Raw genomic sequence first — 18,482 nt, forward strand, 5'->3', positions numbered from 1 at the left:
GGGGATGGTAAGAACGTGGCGCGAATCTTTTCGCGCCACGCGTGTTTTGAAGCTCGTCAGATTTGCGGATGCAAATTCCGCACGGGACTCACCGATTCAAGTATCGAAGCCACCCGAAGGATCGTGCGCTCGGCATACCAACGCGAAACCAGTTGGACTGCGATCGGCATGTTGTCGTCGCTGGTTCCGAAGCGCATCGACAGCGCAGGCAATCCCGACAGATTGAACGGTGCCGTGGCGGTCACCATGTGCCAGGCCGGTACGGTCACGCCGTTGATCACATACTCGGAGAGGCCGTGCAACGGGGCATGAATCGGCGTCACCGGGCAGAGGAAGGCGTCGTAGTTCTCGAAGAAGCCGGCGAATATGTCCTTGTAACGCTCCGTGGCCTGCTCGGCGGCGACGTATTCCACGAGAGACGGGTCGGGTGCCTCGAGGTAGGTGGCAATGCTTTTGGACAGTAGCGCCTGGCGGTCTCCGACGAACCGCGCGAAATACGCTTGCCTCTCAGGAATGGTGAACCTGGAGTAGATTTCCAGGCTGTTCATTTGCTCGAGCGCTGGGAGTCGAACCTCTTCGACAACGCAGCCTTTGTCTTGCAGCGCGCGGGCGGCAGCCTTGACCGTCGCGGCGACGTCGGGCGCCACCGGACCAAACCCGCGCCCCGCCAGCCAGCCGATACGCAACGGGCGAGAGGATTGACGCTGTGCGTCGGCATTCATGTCCAACGGACCTTCGCCATATCCATCGATACCATCTGGTCCCGCGAGGACCGAGTACGACAGGGCGATGTCTCGGACGCTACGTGCCAAGGGGCCGACATGCCAGCAACGTCGCGGGGCTTGTGGCCAGTGTCCGGTGGTCGGAATGCGTCCGAGCGTTGGCTTGAATCCGAGAATGCCGGTATGCGCGGCCGGGCCACGGATCGAAATACCCACGTCGCTGCCAAAGCCGAGCGGTGACATTCCCGCCGCAATCGCGGCCGCTTCTCCACCGCTCGACCCGCCGGGCGTGTGAGCGAGATTCCACGGGTTATTGGTTCTCCCGGTCAGCAGATTGTCGGTTTCGATACCGAAGGAAAACTCGGGCAGATTGGTTTTCGCCATCAGGATCGCGCCGGCCGCCTTCAGGCGCGAGACACCGGTTGCGTCCTCGGTGGGGATGCGCCCCTGGTAGAGCTTCGAGCCACGTTGCGTTGGAACGCCGGCGGTGTCGATTGCATCCTTGGCGGTAAAGGGCACGCCATGAAGCGGACCCAGGGTGGAGCCGTTCATCACGGCGGCTTCCGCAAGCTTTGCGTTCTTCAGCGCCTGATCGCCGAGCAATGTCACGATCGCATTCAACTTCGGATTCACGGATTCGATCCGATCAAGATGCGCCTTCATGACCTCGACAGGTGAGACCTGCTTCGATCGAATCAAGGCGGCCAGCTCCGAGGCATCCTTGTAGTGCAAGGGGGAATCGGTCTTCTGAATGGGCAGGCTTACCGGATGGAGCGAGGGACCTGCAGGGGCCTCGGTGGTGGATTGGGCGATAGCGCTCCTGGAAGTGGTGAGCATCGCGGCGGCCGCGCCGACGGTCGCAAGAACATCCCGGCGTGTAACAGTCATCAGTTTTCCTTCGACAGAGGTGCAGTGGTTCTGTCCATGGATGATTCGGCGCGCCTTGTCCGCAAGTTCGAGCGCGCATGGGCACGTGTATGTCCAGAACCCGGTTGATGAAGCATTGGCCAACGTTTTCGGTGTCGATGCGTACATGGCAGACGTCGCCTGTTTCACGGCCGGTCGACCACGCACATGCATAGGTTACGTCATAACTAACTAACAGTTGGTAGTTTTTTGTGGGTGGGGATCTCGTGTGCTTCGTCGGTATGTTTTGGTGTGGCAACCGCCGAGCGATGACTTTTCAGGCTTCGATGCTCAAGGTCCGATTCGCCGGCAGCCCCGTTACGCGTATCGAGCCATGGTCGGTGGACGCGTGGCGGGCGCTCCGGCGCCGGACGGCTTCGATCGGGCGTTGATGTCTGGGCGGTATGCGCCACCCAACACAATCAATTACCCTTGAAATCCGGCTTGCGTCCCTCGGCGTCTGCCTTGCGACCTTCTGCAAAGTCCCGTGTGTGGAAAAGCCGTGCAAATTGGGAATCTAATTGAACCAAGGCTGGTGTCTCGGTCGAGATCATCGCGAGGTGTGATGATTCCGATGTGGTTTGGAAAACCTAAGTGGTTTTTCAACTCCGCATTGATATCGAAGACGTACAACCTCAGCGCCGGAGTCGCCAGCAGGCCGTCTGACAGATTCACAGTGTCAAGGACCCGGCCGCGCTGGTCCAATACGAGGACCTGAGAATGGTGCGGCTAGATGAGGCTCGAAAAGAGACGGCACTCGCATGTCGCATGATGGCCATGTCGCGCGATCGGCACGCCTGCGTCCGTTAATGACGTGTCGCCCTCTTCGATGACATTGGGCGACACGTTTGGATGCCTCGGACAGGAAACGCGATCTCCCTTGTGGGCGACGTACCGGCCATCGCATTTCATCGTCTGCGGCCCGGTTTCCACTTTGCCGCCGTAGTCGGTGTCGTCGCCGACGCGGATTAAGTTCATCACCGGCGAGCGCTAGGCAGAAGTTCAGCGAATTTCGCACGGGACGATTGCTTTCGAGGTTGCAATCACCTTGCCAGATCTATCGTCAAGGACAAATTCCTTTTCCTTGCATTCTTCAGGAAGAGAAATCGAGGCCGAAATGTGGTATCTGGCAATCAAGAGGCGGCTGTCCGGTTTGGTAGTCAATTCGGTTAAATAACGCCTGCCGTCTCTCGTTCGAGTAGGCGAGTCGCCGCCGGACGAAAACATATCGAGAGCGTTGGAGTCCTTTCCGCTGGTTAAGTCAGATAGGGAAAAGTGTATGCATTCCGTTCCGCAGCTATGTCGGCCGATAAAGTATTTTCCTGCGAAATTCACATGGGGATTGTCGACCAATTTCCCTTCGTCGTCTCGCCAGCCGTAATCGGTTTTTTTGTAATAGCTAGGAATAACGAGGTTGCCGGTGAATACTTTGGCGTTGTATTGCGAGAGGTGATCTTCGAGCCCCTCGGCATGAGCGAAAGTTTCCGCTAAGATGGAAATCAATAATATAAAGGTAGTTGTTTTTGATTTCATGTTTTTCCCTTAATGAGATCATCAAGTTCGCCGTAAGATGCGGTAAGGCTATTCAGCCTGGCTTCCACTTTGTCGAGGTGATCAGTGTCATCGCCTATTCCGAAAAGATCTATCATCGCTGTCCGAATAAAAAGTGGAGAGGGTTTCTAAAAATAGCTTCGCTAGTGTATTGAAAATGATTCGAGCTATTTGTTATTGAGCTTAACTTTGCAGTGTGAATCAGTAATTTCCTTGGAGTCTTCCTCGCTCATCAATGTCCATGTGGTCATTTTGGGATTAAATGCAATTGCAATTTTTCGGTCGGAAGTCTGATAGAAGTAGCTGCCATCTGTTGCGGGGTATCGGACGCCGTCAATGATAATTGAAGCGCCGGGGTCGCGAGTGTCGATTACAACAACCCCATATTTGCCAAATTGGCAAATGTAGGATTTTCCTGGTGTTGCTTGTTTTTCATGGGTTGATTTGGCTGAGGATGAATTCGACGAAAGAAAAAATAATAACGATAAAATTGCAGTTAATGTGTTTTTCATAAAATTTGTGTTTCACGTTCGAAATCATTCACTTTCGATGGCTAGCGAAATTGCATAAGGTGCAGGTCGGTATGGTTCTAGTTCTGGCGTGGCCCCGTGATAATGCATGGAGATCCCTTTTCCGTAATATAGCCTGGATGATGCATTGATCCATGGTAAGTTGACGGCATCTGAATAGCTCGAATTCGCGTAGTTTAGGTTCGTTCCAACCGAGGATGGGTCCCCGTTCTCTCGTTCGCGCAGATGGTAGTCGACTAGATTATTGACCCTTTGGCTTAGACACGTCCGGATGCTTCGGACAGGAAATGAGGTCTCCCTTGCTGGCGACGTACCGGCCGTCGTATTGCATCGTCTGCCGCCCGGCTCCCACTTTGCCGCCGTGGTCGGTGTCGTCGCCTATTTGAATGAGATTTATCATAGCCAACTGGACTTTGATACGCCGACTCTGTAGATCGGCAGCTGGTGACGTGGTGGATATACTAGTTTCCCAAGTTGCGGCTAACCGTTTTTACATCGCCTTTTTGGTTAATGTACGTGATGGTTATTTTATTTTCGACAAATTCCACTTTTTTTACGGCATCGTCCAAATCTTGTTCCTTGTTAGTGTCGAGTCTGATTGTGAGGGCGGGTTTGGAGCCTTGCTTGGAGTAGATGCGATAAATCGAGAGTGGGTTTCTCGAGATGCTGGCTGCAAGCTCGTTGTGCAAGTTATAGCTTATTATTCTCGGGAATGGCCCTCCTGATCCCTTTTCTGGGCTGTAAAAGTAAGTCGCCGAGCATTCTGGGCCACATGGAAAAATGATAACGAATACCCCGGATTCTAGTTTTATGCCGGACGGCGCGAACGGGAAGGAAATCAATTCCTTCTTTTTCATGTCGGTGACCGCCGAGACAGTGCAGTTTGTGCCACCATCTTTATCTGAGCATTCAGTCGATATTTGAACGTCCGAATTTTTGAAATTCGTGTGTTCGTTTAATTGCTCGCTGTGCGAGCAAGAAATAAACAGAAAAAATGCCAGTGATGCGACAAGGCTATTTTTTGTAAAATTTGAAATATTCATCGGAGATTCCTGGTGGATTGGGAATTTGCTTTGCAGGGTCCGCAAAGGAAGGTAGCGCTTTGTAGTTGGCAGGGTCAGTCGCATGCAGAGCTGCCTGAGCTCGGGGGCTGTAATAGTTGATGGCACTCGGAACAGGATTGGAAGAAGCTGGGGCGCTCACGACCTCTTCCGCAACCTGTTTGCACTCCTCCCAGGCAGGACCGCTCGGATTTTGAATTGCAGCATAGTTACCGGGATCGACTTTACTTGACCAGCACGTGAACTGTAGATGGGCGGTGACGACTGATTTGTAGGTTTTCCCCCAGATCCCACTTTCCACGCGGTTGCGGATCACCCATGCGACCGCCTCTTTCGATATGCGATTTTGGCCCCGAGACTCTCCATACAGCGTTTTTGCAAGGTATGTCACGTCGTCAGTGTCAGTTTGGCTGAGTATCAAGAAATTTCCTGCAATTCCAACCGGATGGAAATGCCAAGGGTTCGGTTGCGTGGGGAATCCGTCCACCGTCGACACCTGCTCCCACCACTGCAACTTCCCAATCCGTTCAATCTCCGTCTTCCACAGCCACAGCAACTTCTTCATCAATGGCGACAGCGCCTCCCATTTGCCCAGGCCACCGCCCCATTCGCTTTCGCACCGTACCACCAGATGCGATAGCGCCTCAGCCATCCACGGCGTCTCCAGCGCGTGCTTCAGCTCCAGCGCGGTGACCTTCCCATCGTGGTCCGTGTCGATCGCTTTCTCGAGATTCGTGATCAGCGGGCCGGCATTGACCGTCGCCGCGTTCGCCTCGAACTCGGTCTTGCTTTCATCGGCCAGGTACAGCTCGGTGACATGGATGTAACGCTTGAGCATATCGATCGGCATGATGCTGCTGTTGTCGATCAATTCGAAGCCCGGCCAGTCCCACGGCCCGCACATCCGGGTAGTCCTGCTCCGGATATTTGCTGTCCAGCCGGTACGCCACCACCTCGCCATCGGCGATCACGCGAATTCCCGCGTCCTGTTTGAGGTGTTTGGCGGTGTTCTGGTCGAAATGGACGCCGCCGTGCCACATGCCATTCGCGCCCAGCGGATAGAAGCCGTCCTCGGCAGCGGCCAACGCCTTCATATAGGTCATCGGGGCGCTCCCGTCGCTCTTGTCGACAGAGGCGAAGGGAAAGGCCCAGGCGAGCGGCTTGTACGGTTCGGGCGCGCTCGATGTGGAAGATGGGTTCGACGGTTTGGCGGGCGGGCTAGGGTTCCCTGATGAATGGCGCTGGCTCATGGCGATCGGAATCTCTCGTTCATTTCTTATCGTGAGGGGCGGTGCAATACGTTCAGCCCGAGAACGGCGTGCCGCGCCCATCATCTCCGGCGATCGGCGTGGCCTGCAGCTTGTCGCGGATCGTCCTGCTCGCCCCGCCAAGCTTGTTCCACGTGACGCACTTTTCCAGGATCTGGCCCGTCGTCACATTCTCGATGACACCGCCCTTGATGCTGATGTACGAGCCGCCGGCACCAATCCATACCTCGTTCGCAGCGGTCAGCACCAGCCGACCGTTTGCGCTCTCGATCTTCACATCCTCCAGGCCCACCACCGACAACGGGCCGCCCTGCGCCTGGATATCTACCGGTCCCTTCGCCGCAAAGATCTTGATGCCGAGATTTTGTGCGAACACGCTGACCTTATCGAGCACGCTGGCGAGCAGGGATTTTCCCGCCGCCAGATTGATATTCTCGCCGGCCGCCGCATTGACCTGTTGCGTCGCCGTGAGATGCACTGACTGCTGCGTGGACGTCGCAATGCCCTCGGGGCTCGACAGCAGCATGACCGGCCTCGAAAAGCCGTTGGCGTTCCCGGTGCCACCGCCGGCCGTTCGGCCGCTACCCGCCGTGCCAGCTATCGTCTTCTGCGTCCCGTCCGTGAACGACTTCAGCGCTTTCTGCCCGGCTTGCAGGCTCTCGGCGCGATTCGTCTCGCTTGCGCTCGAGGCTGTCTCGAACACGGCTTCCACACGTGCCAGCGATTCCGTTGCGGCAGTCACATTCAGCGGTTGGTCGCTTGCCGGTTGTGTCGATACATAGAGCCCCTGCTCGGCACGCACGGCGCCGTACGCGTTGGACTTCAAATCGAAGCCGTTACCGAGGAACGCGCCACGGGTGTTGTCCGAATGGTCGACAAGATGACCGAGGTGAAGATGGGAGTGATAGCTCGTGGTGTAGAGGTGAACGCGGTTTTGACCCGTGGCATCGTCCATGACGAGCTGGTTGAAACCGTCGCCGCCATACTCCCGGGATCGGAAGCCCGACAGCAGGCCGTGCGTGTTCCACACCGGCATCGTCGATCCACCGTGTAATCGCGAGATGATGACCGGCCGGTCGCAGTCGCCGTTCACGAATCCCAGCAGCACCTGATCGTCCTTGCGCAGCGGGAAGTAGCCGCCGCGCTTCGCACCCGCGTCCGGCATGGCAGCGCGAATCCAATTCGTCGATTTCAGCTTCGGGTGGCTTCGACTGTTCGTCGTCCGAACGCGGACCCGATTGCCTTCGTCCGTCAGGATCTCCTCATCGCTGTCTGTCACGACGACGGCTGTCTGGAGATGCATCTCCGGCTTCTGGTGCTCGAAAGGGCTGCGGAAAGGCGTGCGGCGGCGCTGTGCCTCGATTTCAACCTGGATAAAGCCAACACCGCCGTCGCCGTGCCTGACGGCGGCGCCAGCGCCGGCCGCGCGCGCCTGTTCGACCTCGTTGCGCAGGCTGCGAGGAAACCGCGTCAACGCGTCGATGCCGGGGATATTGTTCTGAATCAGCCAGTCACTGGCGATGATGGACAACTCGCGATCTTTCGGCGGCAGCTTGTCCAGAATGGGATGGCCGGTCAGCTTGAACCAGTAGCCGGGCAGGGCATAGCGCGGGCTACCGACGGCGAAATAGCGTTTCGCGCGGGACGCCCATTCTTCCGTGCGGATGCGCGCCTGTTGCTCGCCCATGCCACTGTTCGACCAGGCCTGCGAGCCCGTGTAGAGGTAGTCCTCTCCCTGCCCGGGCAACTCGTCCAGGTCGGCAGCCGGCGTGCTGATCCGCTGATCGGCATTCGGACGTTTGTAGTCGGCCGCGCCGAGCGTGAGGCACTCGCTCTGTACGTCCTGCTGCTCCCCGAGCTGAGTCAGGCCGTCGAACTCCTCGTTCATGCTCGAGTGGCTGAATTTCATGTCGCCGCCGGGAAGCGACGGGCCGCAATACAGATCGTCCATGACGACGACTTGGTGCGACTTCCCATCCTGCGCGAAATCGAATCGCGGGAACACGCCGACCTCCTCCATGCTGCGATGGACGAAATTCCAGTCGGTTTCCCACTGCACGCGGTGCGAGTACGAGCGCATCGCGGCGCGCAGCTCGAACTTGTACTGCCCGTTCGCCTGGGGATGCTTGTCGAGCACGTCGCTCAGAATCTGTGAGCCGTTCGCTTCTTGCCAGTCGCGTCGATCGCTGCTCAGATTCAGGAAACTCAGCCAGGATGAGAAGTGGACCTGGAAATAGGAAACCGAGCCATCGCTACCAAGACGGCGAGCGCGCTGCACGTAGCCGTGGATGGGCAGATAGTTTCCGTCGGTTTGCTGAATCCAGAGCGTGACTGGCTGCATCAGCAGCGTCTTGAATTGAATCGAGTTCCCGCTCGTCGACAAGGCATCGACAACCACCTCGAAATTTCGGCCGAGCCGCGCCTTGAACTTTACGTACAGTGGAACGAGCGCGTCCTTGCCGATTGGCGTGTCGAGTTTGACGAGCCGTTCGTACTGGGTGTAACGAGCTCCGAGCAACTGTTCCAAGGCCTTGATAGCCATGAGGAAACTCCGAATCTGTTGGACCGGAGATGAGCCATCCCGGGCAAAACCGGTCGCAATATTATTGGCATTGGCCTAAGCCACCGAGACAGCGGCTCATGGCGCAATTCCGGTGGCGTTGCTCCTCTCAAAGCGCAACCAAACGATTTGAATCGACCCACGATATTCTCGAATCGCTGAGAAAAGACGCCAGCCGATGTCACCATGAGCATGCGAAAGCTGCTTGATGGAACTACCGTGTGCTGGCATGGCACCTTGCGTGGCGCCTGGCGTTTTTGCGCATCGGATTTTCCATTCTAGGATTCGCCGCGGCGTGAGCGACTGATCTTCCGCATCATCCCCGCCGCGACCAATCCACGCACAGCACCCCCAGCGATACCAGCGCCGCCAGCGCCGCCGCGACCCCCGCGCCCGGTTTCGCATCGAGCAGCGTGGCAGCCAGGGGCAGCGCCGCGGCGGTCTTGAGGAGCGTGCGGTGTCGGTTCATGCGGGAATCCTCCTATCGTGGCGAGATGCGTCCCGGCGCCGGCTCGCTCCGGAGGGAGGTGGGGAAGGGCGGGCTCGATTCGCCGAGCGGCGAAGCGGATCACGATGCAAGGAGAGTTTAGGAAGCGACGCGCGAGGCATGAAGCGCGGCGGCGTCAGGAGGCGGATGACGCGAGGTCATGCTTTGGGTGGGACTGTCTGTCCGGACACTTTACGACGCAATTCCAGCCCGATTTCCTCATTTCTTGAGGATATGTATCTCGGATTTGACGAATTCATTGGAACCGGATCACGCGGCATAATCGGCCACGACAAGACTGATCCGAGGTGTAGCCGCTGCCCGACGATCGACCGTGATTCAGATTGATAATAAAAATTGCTTGCCTGAGAGAACGCAATAAATCGTCTGGTTTATATCGTGAAGCCCATCGGAGAATTATCCGGTGGGACGCGTAATTATTCTTGGAGAAAACATGTCGGGAAATAAATATACGGTCGCCGCAGTCTCGCTCCTGGCCGTTGGTACTCTGTTTGTCGAATCACCGGCCGTTGCCCAGGTGTCGATTAGTGGTTATACATTGCCGATGAATATCGCACTCGACGGTGCGCTCGAGGCAGTCCGCGCCTGCACGGCAAAAGGATACGCCGTCACGGCGACGGTGGTGGACGTGGCCGGAACGCCTGAGGTCGTGCTGCGCGGCGATCACGCCGTCATTCACACCAAGGACTCCTCCTATCGCAAGGCCTACACGGCGGTGTCGATGGGGCCGATTTTCCACTTCGATCGCACCAGCCAGTTTTGGGATGTTCTCGCGAAGTATCCGCCGATTGGCGCGCAATCGCTGGCATCGACCCCGAATGTCACGGCCTTGCCGGGTGGTGCGGCAATCAAGCTGCGGGATGAAACCATCGCCGCGATTGGCGTTGGGGGATCCCCTGGCGGCGACAAGGACGAGGAGTGCGCGATGGCAGGTGTGAAGAAGATCGAAAGTGAATTGATGCCTTGAAAATCGTCGGCATTCAATGCGAAATATCGATCGCATGAGTTGAAGCAGGGGGCGAACCCGCCGAACTCCAGGCGGTGTGCGCCCCCATTTTCATGTCGATGCCTCGAAGCTGAATTGTTCATTCTTCTGCATTGGAAAATACCCATCGTTATCGCGATGGATCCATTACAATATTTTTTTCCGTTTTCGGAGGCTGTTCAGGCGCCATGGATAGGTTGGAAGCTATGGCGATGTTGCTCGCCACTATCGAAACGGGCAGTTTTTCTGCTGCCGGAAGAATGATGAATGTACCGGTGGCCACGCTGACGCGTAAAGTCACGGATCTCGAGGAGCAATTAGGTACGCGCTTGCTCATGCGAACGACGCGCAAGTTGAGTCTGACGGATGCGGGGCTCGCTTATGCGGTGACGGCGCGGCAGATCCTGGATCTGGTGAGTGAACAGGAGCGTGAGGCGACGGGCGAATTCACGGCGCCGCGCGGAGAACTGGCCATTACCACACCGGTGCTGCTTGGGCGGCTTTACGTGCTGCCTGAAATCATGAATTTCCTGGCGCTGTTTCCGGAGATCGACGTGAAATTGACTCAATCGGATCGCAATGTCGATTTGGTCGATACGCATGTCGACGTCGCGGTTCGTATCGGCCGCCTGCCCGACAGCAACATGATTGCGACGCGGATTGGCGCATTTCGAACGGTGGTCTGTGCCAGCCCGGCCTTGCTGAGGGAACGTGGCGTGCCTCGAACGCCGGCCGAGCTCGCAAGGCTGCCCTGCGTGATGTACAACGGCCCGATGCTGTCGCCGGACTGGACATTCCGATATCCGGATACGGGGCTCTTGGTCACTGTCCCGATTTCGCCTCGGCTCCAGGTATCGTCCGCGGATTCCGCGGTGGATGCAGCCGTTCGCGGGTTCGGATTCACACAGTTGCTGCACTATCACGTCGCGGAGGCCATCGACGCCGGGGAATTGGAAATCATTCTGGACACGTTCGAGGTCGATCCTGTCCCGATACAACTCGTGCACGTCTTCCGCAGCGTCATGCCCCTGAAGCTACGGCGCTTTCTCGATTTCGTGACGCCGAGACTCAGGGAGTCCTTCTCCCGATTCACCAAGTCGGCATGATCCCGGCAGACCAATCGATCAATCGGAAGCAGCCTGCCGTTCGTGGATCAGGCAGGCGGCAGGCTGGATTCGGTTGCCGCGTCGCTGCAACCTGGATGCATTCATTGTTTCGCCGGCAAGGCGCATCAGAACTGGGTCAGCCCGCCATCGACAACCAGCTCGGTGCCCGTGGTGTATGACGAATCATCGCTTGCCAGGTACAACGCGGCCTTCGCCAGTTCAATCGGTTCCCCGAAGCGCTTGAGGGCAATTTTCTGCGTGACGTCGCCGGCGACTTGGGAAAGAGCATCGTCAGGCAAGCCGATCTTGCTGTAGAACGGCGTCGCGATCGCGCCGGGGCTCACGGCATTGACGCGGATGCCGCGAGGCGCCAGTTCCGCGCCCAGGGTGCGCACGAGTGAGCGAGTCGCGGCCTTGGTGGCGGCGAGAATCGACAAGCCCGGAAATCCGATCGTATTGAGGAACGAGGTCGTGACGATAATGCTGCCGCCGTTGGCGATGATCGGAGCCGTCTTCTGAATGGTGAAGAAGGTGCCGGTGAAGTTGAGGGAGAGGTTGTTCGCGACATACTCCTCCGTTATCGCTTCGAGCGGGGCGACCGTGCTTGCGCCGGCGTTGGCGAACACCACGTCGATATGGCCGAATTTCGTTCGCGCCTGTTCAACTGCGTGCGCGATGTCCGCCACCTTGCGGATATCGGCACGAACCAGCAGGGCCGTCCCGTTGAGCTCCCTGCCTGCGGCGGCCAGGCGTTCTTCATTCGAACCAACCAGCACCACATTGGCGCCTTCGGCCTGGAAGAGTTTCGCGGTTTCCAGGCCGATGCCCGACGTGCCGCCGGTTACGAAGGCCACCTTGTTCTTGAGCTTCATTTTCGTCATCCAGTAAAAAATATTCTGGTCATCCAGTGATGACTGTCGAATGTCATTGAATGGAAGGCATGTCGTAGACCTTTGAGCGTTGTCGATCATCGGTTTTTCGACGAGCACCTCGCGTGATTCGAATCATGCACGTAGTCGCTGGATGGCGGAATCGACTGAATTCGCGCAACATTTCGTCGGAATTCGAAGAAATATCGGGTGACGCGTCACTGGCCGGGGTGACGATCAATTCGCATAGCTGACGATGGCCGATGGCCGATGGCGGCATGCGGCGCGTGCGGCGGGTTGTGCGAACGTGGGGCATCGGCCGGGGAAGGGGCGGCGGTCGCGCGAATTCGAGCAACCGGATAGTCGGAATTGCCGAGGCCGAGTCGGCGATAATGCCGGCAAGAGAGCCGAGGGCATGACGAGAAGAGCTCGACGTCAGCCGAACTGGCACGAACGGCCCAGTTTCATTCTTCCGCCTTCAACCCAAACCCACCCCATGTACTCCTCCACCTTCATCTTCGCCGCCGGGCAGTTCGACGACACCTTCCACCGCCTCGACAAAGCGATCGCGGACGCCGCAAAAACGATTCCGGGTTATCTGGGGGAGGAGACATGGGAGAACGCCGCCACGGGCCTGACGTCCAATGTGTATTACTGGGAGTCGCTGGAAGCACTGCAGGTTCTGATGAAAAACCCGGCGCATCTTGAGGCGAAAGCCGCCCAGGCGAACTGGCTGGACGGCTATCAGGTGATCGTTTCCGAGGTGATCCGCACTTACGGTGACAGCAAGCTCGCGCATCCGCTGGCGGCGCGAGGCACGGGGCCGCAAGTGGGCGAATCGAGCGGGACCTGAGCGACGATACCGCGCTCATCCCGCATGTCATTGAGCCTCAGGCCACACCCGCCCGAATACAAGCCACCCGCGCCGCCGACCCGCCACGCACTTCCGGCAGCGGCCTGTCCTGCGCGCAAGCCTCGATCGCATCCGGACACCGCGTTCGAAACGCACAACCCGAAGGCGGATTCATCGGCGAGGGCATCTCGCCGGAAAGCAGCAAGGGCCGCCGCGCGCGCTCGCGTGCCGGATCCGGCGTCGGCGCCGCCGCCAGCAGCGCCTTCGTATAAGGATGCTGAGGCACGCCATACACATCATGCCGAGCCCCGAACTCCATCACGCGCCCGAGGTACATCACCAGCACCCGCTGGCTGATCGCCTTCACCACCGCCAGGTCATGCGCCACGAACAGGTAGGATAGCGAAAGCTCCCGCTGCAGGTCGCGCAGCAGGTTCACGATCTGCGCCTGGATCGACACATCCAGCGCCGACACCGGCTCATCGCAGATCACCAGCCGCGGCTCGCCGATCAACGCACGCGCGATGCCGATACGCTGGCACTGGCCACCCGAGAACTCATGCGGATAGCGCATCAGATGATGCGCATTCAAGCCCACGCGCTCGAGCATGGTTCGCACGCGAAGCCGGATCTCCTCCCGCCCGAGCCCCGGCTGATGCGTCACCAGCGGCTCCGCCACCACCTGCTCGATGGTCATGCGCGGGTCCAGCGAGGCGAGCGGATCCTGGAAGATCATCTGCATCTCGCGGCGCATGGTGCGCGTATCGCGGCGCGAGCCCGACACCATCGTCTCGCCGCGCCACTGCACGCTGCCATCGGTCACCGGCACCAGCCCGATCAGCGCCCGCGCCAGCGTCGACTTCCCGCAGCCCGATTCCCCGACCAGACCAACCGTCTCCCCCCGACGCACGTCGAACGACACGCCATCGACCGCGCGCAGCGTCCCCTTGCCCGACCACGGATACCCACCGAGCGGCACGCGAAAATGCACCTTGAGATCGCGCACGGCCAGCAGCGTATCGGCCGTCGCGGCATTCGTTGAAGCGAGTTCGGCGGTGCTCATCGCAGGCCTCCCGTGATTTCCGCAATGGGCCGATGGCAGGCGCGCACCGCGCCGGCTTCCGAATAGACCGTCAGCTCGGGGCGATCCTCGCGACAGTGCGCCGAGGCGTAGCCGCAGCGCTTGGCGAACGCGCAGCCGTCGCTGCCCTGGCCGGGCATCGGCGGGTTGCCGGGGATCGCGATGAGCGGTGCGTCGTCGGGCGCGTCGAGGCGGGGCAGGGCGTTGAGCAGGCCGATCGTGTAGGGATGCGAGGGCGCGGCGAAGATGGCCTCGGCGCTCGCGTATTCCACGGTGCGGCCCGCGTACATCACCATCACGTCGTCGGCCAGGCCGGCCACCACGCCCATGTCGTGCGTGATCAGCACGATCGAGGTGCCGCGCTCGCGGTTCAGCTCGCGCAGCAGCTCGATGATCTGCGCCTGCACCGTCACGTCGAGCGCGGTGGTGGGTTCGTCGGCGATCAGGATCTCCGGCTCGGAAAGCAGGGTCATCGCGATCATCACGCGCTGGCGCATGCCGCCCGAGAACTCGTGCGGATACATGCGGATGCGGCGTGCCGCGTCGGGAATGCGCACCGACTCGAGCGCCTCGATCGCGCGGCGCGTGGCGTCCTTGCGCGAGATCTTCCGGTGCAGCTGCAGGGTTTCCGTCATCTGCCGCTCGATCGTCAGGAACGGATTGAGCGAGGTCATCGGGTCCTGGAAGATCATGCCGATCCGGTTGCCGCGGATCTCGTTGAGCTGGCGCGTGTTCATGCCGAGCGGGTCGGCGTCGCGGTAGCGCGCCTCGCCGCTGGTCGAGCCGTTGCCGGCCAGGAGGCCCAGCAGGGCCATCACGGTCTGGCTCTTGCCCGAGCCGGATTCGCCGACGATGCCGAGCGTCTTGCCGGCTTCCAGCGAGAACGACACGCCCGAGACGGCATCCACCGGCGGGCCGTCGCGGCGCGTGAAGCGGACCCCGAGATTATTGACTTCCAATAGCGCCATGTCAGCGGTCCTTCGGATCGAGTGCGTCGCGCAAACCATCCCCGAGGAAGTTCACGCAGTAGAGCGTCACGCAAAGCAGCACGGCGGGCGCCAGCAGCAGCCAGGGCATCGCGTCGAGCTTCTGCGCGCCGTCCTGGATCAGCATGCCCCAGCTCGTCATCGGTTCCTGCACGCCCAGCCCGAGGAAGGACAGCACCGATTCGGTGAGGATGATGCCCGGCACGCTGACGGTTGCGTACACAACCACCACGCCGAGCAGGTTCGGCACGATATGGCGGCGCACGATGGTACCGGGCGTCACGCCGATCGCGCGCGAGGCGTCGACGAATTCGCGGGTGCGTAGCGACAGCGTCTGGCCGCGCACCACGCGCGCCATGTCCAGCCAGGAGAAGGCGCTGATGGTCAGCACCACCAGGATGAAGGAGCGGCCGAACAGCGTCATCATCAGGATCGCGATCAACAGGTAGGGGATCGCGTACATCATGTCGACGATGCGCATCATCACGGAATCGGTGCGCCCGCCCGCGAAGCCGGCGATGGCGCCCCAGGCCACACCGAACAGGCCGGACACCAGGGTGCCCAGCAGCCCGACCTCGAGCGAGACGCGCCCGCCCACCAGGGTGCGCGCGAGCAGGTCGCGGCCGAGTTCGTCGGTGCCGAACCAGTGCAGGCCGGCGAGCGTGGGCGGCAGGCTGATCGAGGACCAGTCGCTGGCGGTGGGATCGTTGGGCAGCAGCAGCGGGCCGACGAAGCAGGCCAGCGCGATCACGATCAGCAGCGCCAGGCTGAACATGGCGGCGCGGTTGCGCACGAAGCGCGCGGCCGCCAGTTCGAGCGGCGTGCGCGAGCGCACCGGCGCGTCGGCCGGCTTGGCTTCGGCGGGAGTTGCGGCAGGCGTCATGGTTGCGCCCCTCTCAATAGCGGATGCGCGGGTCGAGCCAGGCATAGGCGAGGTCGACCAGCAGGTTGAACAGCACCGCGCAGACGGTGGTCAGCACCACCAGGCCGAGCACCAGCGTGTAGTCGCGGTTGATCGCGCCGTTCACGACCAACTGCCCGAGCCCGGGCAGGGCGAACACCGATTCGGTGACCACCGCGGCGGTGATCGAGGAGATGCAGACCGTGCCGAACAGCGACACCACCGGCATCAGCGCCGGCTTGAGCGCGTGGCGCAGCACGATGGTGCGTCCCGGCAGGCCCTTGGCGCGCGCGGTACGGATGTAGTTGCTCGACAGCGTCTCGATCATCGAGCCGCGCATCACGCGCGCCAGCAGCGAGACGTTGATCAGCGTGAGCAGCAGGATCGGCAGCACGCGATACTGCCAGCCGCCGTCGCCCCAGCCGCCCGCGGGCAGCCAGCCATGGCCCTCGGAGGTCTTCAAGGCGATCGCGAAGATCAGCACCAGCACCGGGCCCAGCACGAACGGCGGGATCACGTTGCCGAAGTTGCCGATTAGCATCACGAAACGATCGATCAGGCTGTCGCGGCGCACCGCGGCGACGGTACCGAGCAGCACGCCGAGCACGATCGCGATCGGGATCGAGATGCCGCCCACCCCGAGGCTGACCGGCAGGGCCTTGCGCACCAGGTCGTTGACGGACCAGTCGACGTAGCGGAACGAAGGCCCGAGATCGCCGTGCAGCAGCGAGTTCAGGTACAGCAGGTACTGCTTCCACAGCGGCGCGTCGAGGTGGTACTTCGCGTTCAGGTTCGCGATGGTGGCCGCCGACAGCTGCTTCTCGCTGTCGAACGGCCCGCCCGGCGTGAAGTGCAGCAGCAGGTAGCAGACGGTGATCACGGCGAGGATCGTCGGGATCGCCCAGAGCGTGCGACGCAGTGCGTAGGCCAGCATGATGCGTTCCGCCTCAGTGCTTGATCAGATACATGTCTTGCGAGGCACGCATGTCGATCACGTTGCTCAGCGAGTAGCCGCCGACATAGGACTTGACGAGGCGGTCCGCCGAATACTGGAACAGCGGCAGCATCGGGTAGTCGTTCATCGCCAGGTCGTGCGCCTGCGTCAGCAGCGCGGTGCGCTCCTTGTCGTCGAGCTTCTGGTTGGCCTGGTCGATCAGCTGGTCGACCTTCGGATTGCAGTAGCCCACCGTGTTCTGCGCGCTGCCACAGCGGATCAGGTCGAAGAAGGTCATCGCGTCGTTGTAGTCGGCGAACCAGCCGTCGCGCGCCATCTCCACCTTGCCGTCGTGGCGCAGCTTCATCAGCACCTTGAATTCGACGTTCTCGAGCTTGGCGGTCACGCCCAGCTTGGTGCGCCATTCCGATGCGGCGAACAGGGCCACCTTCTTGTGCAGGTCGCTGGTGTTGTAGGTCAGCGTGAAGCTCAGCGGGTTGGCATCGGAATAACCGGCTTGCTTGAGCAGGTTCTTCGCGTAGTCGACGCGCTTGGCCATCGGCCAGGCGGCCCAGTCGGGCTTGAACGGCTGCACGCCCTTGGTGCCGTTCGGCATCAGGCCGTACATCGGCACTTCGCCGGCCTGCGTGAGCCTGGAGGTGAGGATGTCGCGATCGAGCACCATCGACAGCGCCTGGCGCACGCGCTTGTCCTTGAAGGCCGCGTCGCTGTTCTTCATGTAGAAGTAGTAGGTCGCGAGCTGCAGGCCCGGGCGCAGCTCCTTGCCGAACTGCTTGTTGACCTGGTTGAACACGCCGGCGGGGATCGAGTAGGTGTAGTCGATCTGGCCGGACTGATACATGCGCATTGCCGTATCGTCGCTTTCGATCGGCAGGTAGGTGACGTTCTTGATCACCACCTTGCCGGTGTTCCAGTACTTGTCGTTCTTGGTCGCGAGGATGCGGTTGTTCGGCTGCCAGTCCACCAGCTTGTAGGCGCCGTTGCTGACGATGTTCTGCGGACGCGTCCAGGCGTCGCCGAACTTGGTCACGTCATCCTTGTTGACCGGCACCAGCGGGGCCATCGCGGTCAGTTCCGGGAAGAAGGCCACCGGGTTCTCGGTCTTCACCTCGAGCGTGTACGGGTCCACCGCGCGCACGGCCAGCGCCGAGGGCGGCTGCTTGCCGGCGATCACGGCCTTCGCGTTCTTGATGAACTCCACCAGGATGGTGTATTTCGAGCCCGTCTTCGGGTCCACCACGCGCTGCCAGGCATAGACGAAATCGGCCGCGGTCACCGGCTGGCCGTTGCTCCACTTCGCGTCGTGACGCAGCTTGAACACCCAGGTATCGGGCGACGGGTGCTCCCACGATTGCGCGACGCCCGGCACCAGCTTGCCGTCGGCGTCGATCCGGGCCAGGCCCTCGAACAGGTCCAGGCCGATGGTGTTGCCGGTCCAGGATTCGATATGGGCGGGATCGAGCGACTCGACCTCGGCCGGCACCTGGCGCGTGATGTCCTGCTGCGCGGCCAGCGTGACGTTCGCCGGGACGTTGACGGCAGACGCGGTGGAGGCCGCGGTGAGGGCGAGCGCGGCCAGCACGGCCGCCATGGCATGCGTATGTTTCATCGTGTGCGATTGACAGAGGGAACGAGGGGAG

The 18,482-nt window shown here is 60.4% G+C and carries 17 protein-coding genes and 2 pseudogenes; 3 read left to right on the forward strand and 16 right to left on the reverse strand.

All coding sequences use genetic code 11. The features are described from left to right. Window positions 1–56 precede the first annotated feature (56 nt). The 10 genes and pseudogenes from F3J18_RS07055 to F3J18_RS07095 all read right to left on the reverse strand — a co-directional run bounded on the left by F3J18_RS07055 (window position 57) and on the right by F3J18_RS07095 (window position 9,067). Window positions 57–1,757 (reverse strand): amidase, encoded by a 1,701-nt coding sequence (locus F3J18_RS07055; RefSeq protein ID WP_240154504.1) that lies wholly within the window; start codon window positions 1,755–1,757, stop codon window positions 57–59. A gap of 600 nt (window positions 1,758–2,357) precedes the next feature. After that, the gene (locus F3J18_RS07060; protein WP_166912195.1) at window positions 2,358–2,609 is read right to left on the reverse strand and encodes a PAAR domain-containing protein; all 252 of its coding nucleotides are present in this window, start codon (window positions 2,607–2,609) and stop codon (window positions 2,358–2,360) included. Between the two features lie 21 nt (window positions 2,610–2,630). Then, window positions 2,631–3,161 carry a hypothetical protein gene (locus tag F3J18_RS07065; RefSeq protein ID WP_240154505.1) on the reverse strand — a complete coding sequence of 177 codons (531 nt, stop codon included), beginning with the start codon at window positions 3,159–3,161 and terminating at the stop codon, window positions 2,631–2,633. A gap of 185 nt (window positions 3,162–3,346) precedes the next feature. Further along, window positions 3,347–3,691 (reverse strand): hypothetical protein, encoded by a 345-nt coding sequence (locus F3J18_RS07070; protein ID WP_166912197.1) that lies wholly within the window; start codon window positions 3,689–3,691, stop codon window positions 3,347–3,349. A 277-nt stretch (window positions 3,692–3,968) separates the two neighbouring features. After that, window positions 3,969–4,109, reverse strand: a pseudogene (locus F3J18_RS07075) (PAAR domain-containing protein); the annotation flags it as partial. 61 nt (window positions 4,110–4,170) lie between these two features. After that, complete coding sequence (locus F3J18_RS07080; protein WP_166912199.1) at window positions 4,171–4,752, reverse strand: hypothetical protein; 582 nt, start codon at window positions 4,750–4,752, stop codon at window positions 4,171–4,173. Next, a pseudogene (locus tag F3J18_RS07085) lies at window positions 4,724–5,677 on the reverse strand (cell wall hydrolase); the annotation flags it as partial. The pseudogene F3J18_RS07085 and the gene F3J18_RS07080, both read right to left, overlap by 29 nt. Next, the gene (locus F3J18_RS38090; RefSeq protein WP_240154506.1) at window positions 5,562–6,020 is read right to left on the reverse strand and encodes a hypothetical protein; all 459 of its coding nucleotides are present in this window, start codon (window positions 6,018–6,020) and stop codon (window positions 5,562–5,564) included. The gene F3J18_RS38090 and the pseudogene F3J18_RS07085, both read right to left, overlap by 116 nt. Window positions 6,021–6,072: 52 nt before the next feature. Then, the gene (locus F3J18_RS07090; protein WP_166912201.1) at window positions 6,073–8,580 is read right to left on the reverse strand and encodes a type VI secretion system Vgr family protein; all 2,508 of its coding nucleotides are present in this window, start codon (window positions 8,578–8,580) and stop codon (window positions 6,073–6,075) included. A gap of 334 nt (window positions 8,581–8,914) precedes the next feature. Next, window positions 8,915–9,067, reverse strand: coding sequence for a hypothetical protein (locus F3J18_RS07095; RefSeq protein ID WP_166912203.1), 153 nt, complete (start codon window positions 9,065–9,067; stop codon window positions 8,915–8,917). A gap of 472 nt (window positions 9,068–9,539) precedes the next feature. On the opposite strand from F3J18_RS07095, the gene F3J18_RS07100 reads away from it, so the two are divergent. Continuing rightward, window positions 9,540–10,073, forward strand: a complete 534-nt coding sequence (locus tag F3J18_RS07100) for a heme-binding protein (RefSeq protein WP_166912205.1) — start codon at window positions 9,540–9,542, stop codon at window positions 10,071–10,073. A gap of 206 nt (window positions 10,074–10,279) precedes the next feature. Next, entirely contained in the window at window positions 10,280–11,197 is a 918-nt protein-coding gene (locus F3J18_RS07105) for a LysR family transcriptional regulator (RefSeq protein ID WP_166912207.1), read from the forward strand. A gap of 125 nt (window positions 11,198–11,322) precedes the next feature. Here the strand turns inward: F3J18_RS07105 and F3J18_RS07110 are convergent, their stop codons facing one another. Continuing rightward, window positions 11,323–12,069, reverse strand: a complete 747-nt coding sequence (locus tag F3J18_RS07110) for an SDR family oxidoreductase (RefSeq protein WP_166912209.1) — start codon at window positions 12,067–12,069, stop codon at window positions 11,323–11,325. A gap of 493 nt (window positions 12,070–12,562) precedes the next feature. On the opposite strand from F3J18_RS07110, the gene F3J18_RS07115 reads away from it, so the two are divergent. Further along, window positions 12,563–12,919 (forward strand): antibiotic biosynthesis monooxygenase, encoded by a 357-nt coding sequence (locus tag F3J18_RS07115; protein ID WP_098151269.1) that lies wholly within the window; start codon window positions 12,563–12,565, stop codon window positions 12,917–12,919. A 37-nt stretch (window positions 12,920–12,956) separates the two neighbouring features. Here the strand turns inward: F3J18_RS07115 and F3J18_RS07120 are convergent, their stop codons facing one another. From F3J18_RS07120 to F3J18_RS07140, 5 genes are read right to left on the reverse strand one after another with little or no spacing between them, the layout of a single operon-like run. Beyond that, the gene (locus F3J18_RS07120) at window positions 12,957–13,982 is read right to left on the reverse strand and encodes an oligopeptide/dipeptide ABC transporter ATP-binding protein (protein WP_166912211.1); all 1,026 of its coding nucleotides are present in this window, start codon (window positions 13,980–13,982) and stop codon (window positions 12,957–12,959) included. After that, window positions 13,979–14,968, reverse strand: a complete 990-nt coding sequence (locus F3J18_RS07125) for an ABC transporter ATP-binding protein (RefSeq protein ID WP_166912213.1) — start codon at window positions 14,966–14,968, stop codon at window positions 13,979–13,981. Before F3J18_RS07125 ends, F3J18_RS07120 begins: the two co-directional genes overlap by 4 nt. A 1-nt stretch (window position 14,969) precedes the next feature. Continuing rightward, entirely contained in the window at window positions 14,970–15,869 is a 900-nt protein-coding gene (locus tag F3J18_RS07130; RefSeq protein ID WP_025097319.1) for an ABC transporter permease subunit, read from the reverse strand. Window positions 15,870–15,882: 13 nt separating this feature from the next. Further along, a complete protein-coding gene (locus tag F3J18_RS07135; RefSeq protein ID WP_166912215.1) occupies window positions 15,883–16,821 on the reverse strand; it encodes an ABC transporter permease subunit in 939 nt (312 codons plus the stop codon). Window positions 16,822–16,834: 13 nt separating this feature from the next. After that, entirely contained in the window at window positions 16,835–18,451 is a 1,617-nt protein-coding gene (locus F3J18_RS07140; protein WP_025097318.1) for a peptide ABC transporter substrate-binding protein, read from the reverse strand. Window positions 18,452–18,482: the final 31 nt, after the last annotated feature.

It is taken from the genome of Burkholderia sp. Ax-1720, assembly GCF_011753035.1.
Classification (GTDB): domain Bacteria; phylum Pseudomonadota; class Gammaproteobacteria; order Burkholderiales; family Burkholderiaceae; genus Burkholderia; species Burkholderia gladioli.